Source organism: Sphingobium sp. FW305-3-2-15-F-TSA7, from assembly GCF_058787155.1.
The window spans coordinates 232,312-242,958 of sequence record NZ_JBYSZM010000004.1; the positions used below are offsets into that span (position 1 = coordinate 232,312).

At 65.4% G+C, this 10,647-nt stretch carries 8 protein-coding genes; 5 read left to right on the forward strand and 3 right to left on the reverse strand.

Annotation, left to right across the window (positions count from 1 at the left end):
• A partial coding sequence (locus AC3WN8_RS04585; protein WP_492668207.1) for an Ig-like domain-containing protein occupies positions 1–2,197 on the reverse strand: 2,197 nt, incomplete at its 3' end.
• A gap of 712 nt (positions 2,198–2,909) precedes the next feature.
• Between AC3WN8_RS04585 and AC3WN8_RS04590 the strand changes: the two genes are divergently transcribed.
• From AC3WN8_RS04590 to AC3WN8_RS04610, 5 genes are all read left to right on the forward strand, one after another.
• Complete coding sequence (locus tag AC3WN8_RS04590) at positions 2,910–3,317, forward strand: VOC family protein (RefSeq protein ID WP_492668208.1); 408 nt, start codon at positions 2,910–2,912, stop codon at positions 3,315–3,317.
• Positions 3,318–3,447: 130 nt separating this feature from the next.
• Positions 3,448–5,748 (forward strand): TonB-dependent receptor plug domain-containing protein, encoded by a 2,301-nt coding sequence (locus tag AC3WN8_RS04595; RefSeq protein WP_492668209.1) that lies wholly within the window; start codon positions 3,448–3,450, stop codon positions 5,746–5,748.
• On the forward strand, positions 5,748–7,265 hold the full coding sequence (locus AC3WN8_RS04600) for an alkaline phosphatase D family protein (protein ID WP_492668210.1): 1,518 nt from the start codon (positions 5,748–5,750) through the stop codon (positions 7,263–7,265). Before AC3WN8_RS04595 ends, AC3WN8_RS04600 begins: the two co-directional genes overlap by 1 nt.
• A 106-nt stretch (positions 7,266–7,371) precedes the next feature.
• Entirely contained in the window at positions 7,372–8,307 is a 936-nt protein-coding gene (locus tag AC3WN8_RS04605) for a LysR substrate-binding domain-containing protein (protein ID WP_492668211.1), read from the forward strand.
• A gap of 130 nt (positions 8,308–8,437) precedes the next feature.
• Positions 8,438–9,466: an MBL fold metallo-hydrolase gene (locus tag AC3WN8_RS04610; protein WP_492668212.1), complete on the forward strand. Its 1,029-nt coding sequence runs from the start codon at positions 8,438–8,440 to the stop codon at positions 9,464–9,466.
• A gap of 34 nt (positions 9,467–9,500) precedes the next feature.
• On the opposite strand, the gene AC3WN8_RS04615 is transcribed toward AC3WN8_RS04610, so the two are convergent.
• Positions 9,501–10,031 carry a cysteine dioxygenase family protein gene (locus tag AC3WN8_RS04615; protein ID WP_492668213.1) on the reverse strand — a complete coding sequence of 177 codons (531 nt, stop codon included), beginning with the start codon at positions 10,029–10,031 and terminating at the stop codon, positions 9,501–9,503.
• Between the two features lie 82 nt (positions 10,032–10,113).
• A partial coding sequence (locus AC3WN8_RS04620) for an Ig-like domain-containing protein (protein WP_492668214.1) occupies positions 10,114–10,647 on the reverse strand: 534 nt, incomplete at its 5' end.

The window sequence follows — 10,647 nt, forward strand, 5'->3', positions numbered from 1 at the left end:
GCGTGAAGCTCCAGGCGCCCGCGCCATTGGCCGTCGTCGTGCCCAGCAGCGTGCCATTATCATAGACCGAGATCGTGGCATTGGCCTCCGCACCCGTGCCGGCGATCGCCGGACGCGTGTCGTCGGTGGTGCCACCATTGGCAACGACGCCAACGACCGCGCCGACATCGTCGGTCACCGAGCCGATCACCGGAACAGCGGGTGCCGCGGTGTCGATGGTCACCGCATAAGCCGCCGACGGTGCGCTCACATTGCCGGCGACGGTCGCGGTCGCCGTGAAGCTGTGCGCGCCCTGCCCAAGCGCGGACGCCGGCGTGAAGGTCCAGGCCCCCTCGCCGTTCGCCGCCGTCGTGCCGAGCAGCGTGCCATTGTCATAGACCGAGATCGTCGCGTTGGCGACGGCGCCGACGCCAGCGATCACCGGGCGTGTATCGTCGGTCGCACCGCCATTGGCGACCACACCGACCACGGCCCCGACATCGTCGGTGATCGAACCGATCACAGGCACACCGGGCGTCGCCGTACCGACGGTGACCGCATAGGCAGCCGATGGCGTGCTGACATTGCCTGCCGCATCGGTCGCGGTCGCCGTGAAGCTGTGCGGACCTTCGCCAAGTGCCACGGTCGGCGTAAAGGACCAGACGCCAGCGCCGTTCGCCGTCGTCGTGCCCAGCAGCACGCCACTGTCATAGACCGAGATCGTCGCATTGGCCTCGGCGCCCGTGCCAGCGATCGCCGGACGCGTATCATCGGTTGCGCCGCCATTCGCGACCACGCCGACCACCGGAGCGACATCGTCGGTCACCGAAGCGATCGTGAGCGTGGCGGGCGCAGTGGTATCAATCGTCACCGCATAAGCGGCCGATGGCGCGCTGACATTGCCTGCCGCATCGGTCGCGGTCGCCGTGAAGCTGTGCGCGCCCTGCCCGAGCGCCGCGGCCGGCGTGAAGGACCAGGTGCCCGCGCCGTTCGCCGTCGTCGTGCCCAGCAGCGTGCCATTGTCATAGACCGAGATCGTCGCGTTCGCTTCGGCGCCCGTGCCGGTGATTGCGGGCCGCGTATCGTCGGTGACCCCGCCACTGGCAACCGGGCCGGCGACTAAGCCGACATCGTCGATGACCGATCCGATCGCAGGCACGGCAGGTGCCGCGGTATCGATGGTCACCGCATAGCCGGCAGAGGACGCGCTCACATTGCCCAAAGCATCGGTCGCGGTCGCGGTGAAGCTATGCGTGCCCTGGCCGAGCGCGGTGGCCGGCGTGAAGCTCCAGGCGCCGTTTGCGTCCGCGGTGGTCGTGCCGAGCAAAGTGCCGTTGTCATAAACCGAAATGGTGGCGCCCGCCTCGGTTCCGGTGCCCCCAATCGTGGGCCTGGTGTCGTTGGTCGCGCCGCCATTGGCGACTGCGCCGGTCACAGGAGTCACATCGTCGGTGACCGAGCCGATCGCCGGGACCGGCGGCGCCGCCGCATCGACGATCACGCTCGTGGGCCCGGACGTATTGCCCGCTGCGTCGGTGGCCGTCGCAGTCACCTTGACGCCGTTGGTGATCGGGGTCGTCGGCGTATAGGTCCAGTTGCCCGAGGAATCGGCCTGCACCGTCGTGTCGGTGGTGCCGTTGCCGTCGATGTCCAGATTGATCTTGGCGCCGGCCTCGGCCGTCCCCTTGATGATCTTTCCGTTGGTCGGCGAAATGGTGGGCGCGGCGGGCGGCGTGCGATCCACCGGCTCGGTCGGAGGATTATTGCCGCCACCGCCGCCGCCGCCCGCCGCGGCGGCCGCGCCGCCCAGCACCAGCGCACCGAGCCCGACGAGCGGCGCGACACCCATCCCGCCGCCCTGGGAAACGGGCTCGAACGTATAGGCCAGGGGTCCCGAGGTGGCGTCCGCCACGGGCCGGCATGCAATGTCGTCGAGCGCGACTTTCCACTCGCCGCCATCGTTCGGATCGACAAAGCTGAGCTGGGAGGCATCTTTCCCGGCGCAATCGAAATAATCCTCCAGGCGGACGACGCTGCCATCCGCAAACTTGAGAACGAGATCGTTGCCGTCACGCTCCATGGCGGCAACCTCACCCTTCGGCGCAGTCACTTTTACGGCAGCAGGGCCCTTTGCTTTAAGAACCGTATTTTTCTGCTGTACAACATGACTTTCCGTAGCGCCCGAAGCACGATCTTTAATTTCGATACGCTTGGCCATCACTCAACCCCTTACAGTATTGAGGTGATAAAGAGTGACTGAATCACAAAACGCCAAATTAATTTTTTTGATTAATTTATCAATAACCCCGCTAAATTAGTGACCATTTTGGGTATTTGGAACCAAATCCGATGCAATGTGTTATGGACGCCCAATCATTCTCCTACCGCAAAGATCATTCGAAGCCCATTAGTCTTTGTGTATATAGTATATGTAATATTTCTACTCATTAATCAATTTTTCACCAAATCCCTCGATTTTGTGCGGGTCCGGCTAATTTCCGCGCATGGCTTTGCAGCCATCGAACCCAGCAAGGGCAGGCCTCTTCGCATGTTTGTCAGCGGGTTCGCTCGCCTCACTCGATCACAGGCCGCCCGAATCCGCCGTCGCGACGGGGGAGCCCTAGGGAAAAAATATGTTAATGCGCGCCCGAATTCGAAAACGCCGGTCCGCAATAGTCGGCGCGATCATATCTGGAAAAATACATCGGATCTGGATATTATTCATTCGGCTCCGAAAGTTCCATTACATGCCAGTTTGACTGGTATTGCACCTACATTGTCTCAAAAGGTGCGAACATGTCCGAATGCGAGGACGTGCGCCGGCTGCAATCGAATCGCGTGTGCCCTGGACGGTCCCGGATCAGGAAGGCCTTTGCTGTTCGACATGCGCCGGTAACGCCGCTAGCCCGACATCGACAATGGAGGATGCCGTGAAGCAGTCGCTGGCCCATATCGCGCTTGTCGTTCGCGACTATGACGAAGCGATTGCCTTTTACGTCGGCACGCTCGGCTTTACCCTGGTCGAGGACAGCTACCAGCCGGAGCAGGACAAGCGCTGGGTATTGGTCGCACCGCCGGGAACCAAGGCAACCGCCGATACGACTTCGATCTTGCTCGCGCGCGCCTCCACGCCGGAACAGGAAAGATTCATCGGCGACCAGGCGGGGGGACGCGTTTTCCTGTTCCTCCGTACCGACGATTTCGACCGCGATCATGCGACGATGATCGCAAAAGGGGTCGAGTTCGTGCGACCGCCGAAGATCGAAAGCTATGGCAAGGTGGCGGTGTTCCTAGATCTCTACGGAAATCGCTGGGATCTGGTGCAATTCGCCGAATGAAGATCGCCGCCCCGCCCCTTAGCCCGGCACGCCTTGTCCCGCTTTGCGCAACGCCCGTGCCGGTAATTGCGATAACGCGCCGCGCCCGCCATCCGTAAGTGCGCCCCGAACAGATTTCGGGGGACTCAAGATGCTCGCATACGCCATGGCCGCCACGGCCGCGATCGCCGGAACCGGCGCCGCCGCACAGCCGGTCGCGCCACAGGACGAGGCGGCGCCGGAGAGCGAGATCATCGTCACCGGCACGCGCTCGGTCGGGCGCATGGCGCTCGAATCCTCGACGCCCGTCGACGTGGTTTCGGCCGAGGCGCTGGATGGCACGGGCTATCCCGATCTCGGCCGTGCGCTCAATTTCCTTCAGCCCGCGGTCAATTTCGCGCGCGCCGCGACCACCGCCACCGCCGCCAATACCAAGCCGGTCACGCTGCGTGGCCTTTCGCCCGATCAGACATTGGTGCTCGTCAACGGCAAGCGGCGCCACGCCAACGCCGTGCTCAACGTCAACAACAGCATCGGCCGCGGATCGGCCGGCGTCGATCTCGACACGATTCCCGAAAGCGCGATCGAGCGGATCGAGATCCTGCGCGATGGCGCATCGGCGCAATATGGCTCCGACGCGATCGCGGGCGTCGTCAACATCATCCTGAAAGACAACGCCTCGGGCGGTTCGGGTGCGATCCAGGCCGGCATCACCGAAGCGGGCGATGGTGAGAATGCGATGGTCACCGCCAATCTTGGCATCGGCCTGGGCGCGGACGGCCATCTGACGCTGACTGCGCTCGCGCGGCATCAGGAGCCGGCCAACCGGGCGCTGATCGACCAGCGCTTCGGCCGCGTCACCTATCGGATCGGCGACCCCAAGGCGAGCATCGCCAGCGTCGCGCTCGACATGGCGGTCCCGCTCGGCGCGGTCGAACTTTACGGCTTCGGAACCGTCACGCGGAAAAAATCGAACAATGGCGCGGGGTTTCGTGTGCCCGGATTCTCGCCGCTCTATCCGCAGGGTTTCCTGCCGATCATCGAGCCACGCATCTGGGACATCGGCGCGACCCTGGGCCTGCGCGGCGATCTCGGCGCCGGGATCGCACTCGACCTCAGCCAGAGCTATGGCCGCAACAAGGCGGATTTCCGCGTCTTCGACACCGCCAATGTCTCGCTCGGCCTCGACAGCCCGACACGGTTCGACGCGGGCGCGGTGACCTATCAGCAGCATGTCACCGACCTCAGCCTGTCGCGGCCACTCGACGGTATTCTGGCTGGGGGCAATATCGCGCTGGGCGGCCAGTATCGGCATGAGCGCTACACGATCGCCAATGGCGAACCCGCCGCCTATTTCGGGCTCGGCGCCGACGGTTTCGCGGGCTTCAATCCGCGCAATCCCACCGACGCCAGGCGCGACGCCTATGCCGCTTTCCTCGACGTCGAATTGCGGCCGGTCAAGCCGCTGCTGATCGGCGGCGCCGCACGCTACGACCATTATGACGATTTCGGCGGCAAGCTGACATGGCGCGCGACCGCGAGGCTCGACGCCATGCCGGGCGTCGCATTCCGCGGCACGATCGGCACGGGCTTCCGCGCACCGTCGCTCCAGCAGCAATATTTCAGCGCGGTGCAGGGCGCCACGAGCGCAGGGCGGCTGGTCACGGTCGGCACGCTTCCCGTCGCCGATCCCGTCGCACACGCGCTCGGGGCGGTTGCGCTGAAGCCCGAAAGCGCACGCAACCTCAGCGCGGGTGTCGTGTTCGGCCCGTTGGACGGCTTCTCCTTCACCGCCGATTATTTCCGCATCCGGATTCGGGACCGGGTCGCGCTCAGCGAGCAGCTTGCCGGCGCGGCGGTGACCGCGATCCTCCAGGGCGCCGGCATCACCAATTTCCAGCAGGTCCGCTTCTTCACCAATGCCGTCGACACCACGACCAGCGGCGTCGAGCTCACCGCGCGCTGGAGCGGCGCGATCGCCCCCGAAACCCGGCTCGACGTCGCCGCCGGCTATGGCTGGTTCAAGAACCGGCTCGATCGATTGCGGCCCAATGCGGTGCTGCCGACGCTGCCGCTGCTGACTCCCAAATCGATCCTGTTCCTGACCGAGGCGCAGCCCGACGCCAAGTTCACGCTGCAGACGCGGCTCACCCACGGTCCCTTCGATCTGCAGGCAAGCGTCGCCGCGTTCGGCCAATATCGGTCGCAGCCTTTGGTCGCCGCACAGAGTTTCGACGGCAAGACCGTGGTCGATCTCGCCGCCGGCTATGCGCTGTCCTCAGCGCTGCGCGTCAGCGGCGGCGTCCAGAACCTGTTCGACGCGATGCCCGATGCGATCGCCGACCAGGCGAGCGTGATCAGCGCGACCGGGGGCAGTTTCCCGACCGGCGAGGAAACCCCGATCGGCGTCAATGGCCGCACCTATTATCTGCGGTTGGGCCTGCGTTTCTGATGATCGGCCGCCGGCATCTGTTGCGCGGCGCCGCTGCCGTCGCGGCCGGCCGTTTCCTTCTCGGCGGCATGCTCCACGCGGAACCCGCGTCCCGGCCACGGCTCGCGACCGATCCCTTCGCACTCGGCGTTGCCTCGGGCGAACCCGCGCAAGACGGCTTCGTGCTGTGGACGCGCGTCGCCGGCCTGCCGGGCGATGCAGCGGTCGGCTACGAGATTGCCGAGGATGACGGCTTCCGCCGGATCGTCCGAACCGGCCGGGCGGCGGCGCCATTGGCGCGCGGCGGGGCGGTCCATCTGGAGGTCGCGGGGCTCAGGCCCGGCCGGCCCTATTGGTATCGTTTCCATCTCGGCGACACCGTCAGCCGCACCGGGCGCACGGCGACGATCGCCGAGCGCCCCCAACGCCTCCGCCTCGCGCTTGCATCATGCCAGCATTGGGAACAGGGCTGGTTCAGCGCCTATGCCGACATCGTCGCGAGCGGCGCGGAGGCGGTGCTCCAGGTCGGCGACTATATCTACGAGAAATCCTTTGGCGATGGCCCCGATGTCCGTAGCTTCGGCGCGCCGATGCCGGTCACGCTGGGCGATTATCGCGCGCGCCATGCCTTGTATCGCACCGATCCACACCTCGCCGCCGCCCATGCGGCGATGCCGTTTATCGTGTCATGGGACGATCATGAGGTGGAGAACGACTATGCCGGCATCCACGGCGTCCGGTACGGCGATCCGCTGGAATTCGCACGCGTGCGTGCCGCCGCCTATCAGGCCTATTTCGAACATATGCCGCTGCGCCCGAGCGCGCTGCGGCATGGCGGAGAGGTCCAGCTCTACCGGCGTTTCGGCTGGGGTGATCTCGCGACAGTGCATATGCTCGACACGCGCCAGTACCGTACGGCACATCCGTGCGCGACCGACGCCGAACGCGGCGGTCGGCTGATCCGCGATTGCGCCGCCGCCTTCGATCCCGCCGCGACCATGCTCGGGCACGCACAGGCCGACTGGCTCGATCGCGGCCTTGCCCGCGAGACCGGGCGCTGGAGCCTTGTCGCGCAGCAGACGATGTTTTCGCGGCTCTTCCTGCCCGGCGGGGATGATCTTTTCTATTCGGATTTCTGGGACGGCTATCGCGCGAGCCGCGATCGTGTGCTGGCCGCGTTCGCCCGACCCGCGATCCGCAATCCGATCCTGCTCGGTGGCGACGTCCATTCCTTCTGGGTGAACGATGTAAAGCGCGATTTCGACGCGACGCGCGCGCCAACGATCGCGACCGAGATCGTCGCGACCTGCCTCGCCGCGCGCAACGGACCCGAAGCATTGTTCGGCCCGGCACGGGCACTCAATCCGCATGTCCGCTTTCTCGACAATCGCCATGCCGGCTATGTGGCGCTCGACATCACGCCGGCGGCGATGACGGTCGATCTTCGCGCGGTTGGCGATCTTACCGATCCATCGTCGCGCTGCACCAGCCTGGCCCGCTTCACCGTGGAGGATGGCCGCCCAGGCGCGATGATCTAAGAGGCTGTTTGGAGAAGCGCTCTTCCACACATTTCCAAACAGCCTCTAAGTCGCCACGACCCTATGTCGCAATTCTGTGACATAAGGGGCCTAGAGGCTGCGGCCGATGATCCGCAAGGCGCCTCCGCTCGAAGCCATCGAGATCTTCGTCGCCGCGGCGCGCGGGCGCAGCTTTCGTGCGGTCGCGCATCAGATGGCGCTGAGCCCGTCGGCGGTCAGCCGCAGGATCGCGACGCTCGAGGGATTTCTGGAAACCCAGCTCTTCGACCGGTCGGGGCCGGTGCCGGTGCTCACGAGCGCCGGACAATCCTATTTCATCGCGATCGAGCCGGCGATCGCGGCGATCCGCGATGCGACCGTCGAAATCGGGCCGGCGCGCGACACGCTGCTCAGGATCGCGACCTCGCACAGTTTCGCCAACTGGCTGGTGCCGCGCCTGCCGGGGCTGCTGCGCGCCGAGGGGATCGAGGTGGAATTGTCGCTCACCCGCGATCCGACGATCCTGATGTCGGGCCAGGTCCATCTGGCGATCTGGGGCGCCACGGCGATTCCGCGCGGGATGACGGCGGAACAGCTCTTCACCGCCAGCGTCTTTCCGGCCTGTGCGCCCGAACTGGCCGACGGACGCCCCCCGCCCGATGCCGATGCCGACCTCGCCGACTATCCGCTGCTCGCCGTGCGGTCGCCGGCCGGCATATGGGATCGCTGGCTCGCGGCGTCGGGACGGCGCGAACTCACCACTGCGCCCCGGGCCTTCGATACGCTGCAATTGATGTACGAGGCGGCGGCCGCCGGCCTCGGCATCGCGCTTGCCATGCCTCTGATCGCCGAAGGGCTGCTGATCGCGGGCCGGATCGTCCCATGTTCGGGCGGAATCCGGCCGATCGGCGAGACCTATTGCCTGTATCGCCCGGCCTCTCCCCGCAGTCCGGCGTCGCTCGATCGCCGCTTCACGGCCTGGCTCCGGCACGAAATCGGGATTTCCCTGAATATCTTCGAAGCGCAGGCTTTCGGACAAGATGCGATGCTTGCGGCGGAATAGCCGTCGCTTACGGCAAGCGAGCGGCCGGATTGCGAAAGACTGCCATCGCCGGTTACGGTGCGCTGCATATCGCGCTTGCGGCGCACATCGATAGAGCGCAGCATTTCGCGAAAAGTCGGGGGAGTGGAACATGATCTTCGAGCAGGTCGCGACCGGCGGCTGCCAATCCTATCTCGTCGGCTGCGAGACGACGCGCGCGGCGATCTTCATCGACCCGGAACTGTCGCAGATCGACCGGTATCTCGGGCTGGTGAATCAGCTCGGCGTCCATGTCCGCTATATCGTCGATACCCACACCCATGCCGATCATTTCTCGGCCAGCCTCGAACTCGCAAAGGCGCTGCACGCGCCGGTCGTGGTCCATCGGCTCAGCCCGGCACCGTTCGCGGACATGCGCCTGGACGATGGTGACATGCTGATCGTCGGAGAGCTAAGGATCAGGGCGCTGCATACGCCGGGCCATACGCGGGATTCGATGTGCCTGGCGGTGGACGATCGGGTGTTCACGGGGGACACATTGCTCATCGGTGGAACGGGACGGACCGACCTGCCGAGCGGCGATCCCCGTGCCCTGTACGACAGCCTGTTCGGCAAGCTGCTGAAACTGCCGCCCGAAACCCTGGTCTTTCCCGCCCATGATTATAAGGGGCGTTCCTGCTCCACCATCGGTGCGGAGATCGCCGACAATCCGCGCCTGCAGAAGACCGAATGCGCCGCCTTCGTCGAGATGATGCAGCAGCTCGATCTTGCCGCACCGACGCATCTGACCGAAGCGCTGCGCACCAATATGAGCGGCGGCCGGACGGTCGCGCAACTGCTGGCGGAGGCGGCGCGCAAAGTGCCGTTCATGTCGCTCGCCGAACTCGCAGAGCGGAGCGGTGGCGACGGCAGCGACGTCGTCATTCTCGATGTGCGAGAAAAGGACGCCTATGACGCGGGCCATGTCCCCGGCGCGGTCCATCTGCCGCGCGGGCAGCTCGAACTGCGCGTCAACACCGCGCTCCCCGACCCGACGCTGAAAGTGATCACCTGCTGCGAATTCGGAAAGATCTCGACGCTGGCCGCGGCGACGCTGCGCGACCTGGGCTATCGCCGGGCGACCGCGCTCGACGGCGGCATGAAGGCCTGGTCCGAAGCGGGCTATCCTTTGGAGTCATGACGGCGGCGCGACGGCATTGTGCCGGGCGTCCGGCTCAGTCGAACATGGCCCTGGCCTTGGCGAGATCATAGCGGCGCTCGGTCAGCGTCTCCTCGTCCCACTCGCTTCTCTCCACCTCGAAAAACGGCCCGCCATAGACATGGATGGCGCCCGTCAGATGCTCGCTGGGATTGGTCACCGAATGGATGACGTCCTTGCCCAGCGGCATCACGTCGCCGGCAACGAGCGATCTGGTGGCGGACGGACTGATCCGGCCGTTCGGGTCGCCCTCCAGCCGGCGCCAAAAGACATTGTCCTCTTGCCCCTGATAGACGCCGATCACTGCCCAGAGCGTGTGGTTGTGTGGCATGATCGTCATCCCCGGTTTCCAGACGACATTGACGATCGTCAGTTCCGGCGACTGATGAAGCGCGACGAGTCCGCTCTCGCCGGGCTTGCCGACACCGGCCATCACCGCGGCCGGTTCGGCGAAGGCCCGCCTCATCACCTCGCAAACGGCGATATGGGTCGGATCCCGGCGGACCGCGGCCAGGCACTCTTCGATGAACGCTGCGACCTCGAACATTCGGATCCCTTCCCGAATAGCCATTCTGGCGAGGTGCTATACCCTATAATCCCCTCCCGCGAGCGGGAGGGGCGTTAAGGCATCAGGCGAAGGTGACCTGCCCGATGCTGGAGATACCGAGCAGGGTGACCGAGCCGCCGAGTTCGAGATTGATGGTGAGATCGACGATGGTGTCGCCATTGGTGTCGGCGGCGACGCTGCTCAGGATGTCCATGCCGACGGCAAGATCGATGACGTCCTGTCCGGGGGTATAGTCGGTGATGACATCATGCCCGTCCTGGAAGTTGATGATGAAGACATCCTTGCCCGCACCACCGGTCAGCGTGTCGTTGCCGCCACCGCCGATCAGCACATCGTCACCGCCCGCGCCATTGAGGCTCTGATTGCCCGCAAAGCCGTAGAGCCGGTCCTCGTCCGCCGTGCCGGTGAGCACATTGCCGCTGCGGCCGCCGCCCACCACCTGCACGCCATCGGCCAGCGTGGTGATCGTCATCGTCACCGTGGCGGTGCTGGTGAGACCGCCATCGTCGGTCACCGTGTAGGTGAAGGTGTCGGTCGCGGTGCTGCCCGGGCTCAGCGCATCGAACACCGGTGAGGATGCGACATATTTCAGCGT

What these genes read in the sequence shown, in the direction of transcription:
- AC3WN8_RS04595 (WP_492668209.1), top strand. Translation starts at nt 3,448, where the DNA reads ATGCTCGCATACGCCATGGCCGCCACGGCCGCGATCGCCGGAACCGGC.
- AC3WN8_RS04600 (WP_492668210.1), top strand. Translation starts at nt 5,748, where the DNA reads ATGATCGGCCGCCGGCATCTGTTGCGCGGCGCCGCTGCCGTCGCGGCC.
- AC3WN8_RS04605 (WP_492668211.1), top strand. Translation starts at nt 7,372, where the DNA reads ATGATCCGCAAGGCGCCTCCGCTCGAAGCCATCGAGATCTTCGTCGCC.
- AC3WN8_RS04610 (WP_492668212.1), top strand. Translation starts at nt 8,438, where the DNA reads ATGATCTTCGAGCAGGTCGCGACCGGCGGCTGCCAATCCTATCTCGTC.
- AC3WN8_RS04615 (WP_492668213.1), bottom strand. Translation starts at nt 10,031, where the DNA reads ATGTTCGAGGTCGCAGCGTTCATCGAAGAGTGCCTGGCCGCGGTCCGC.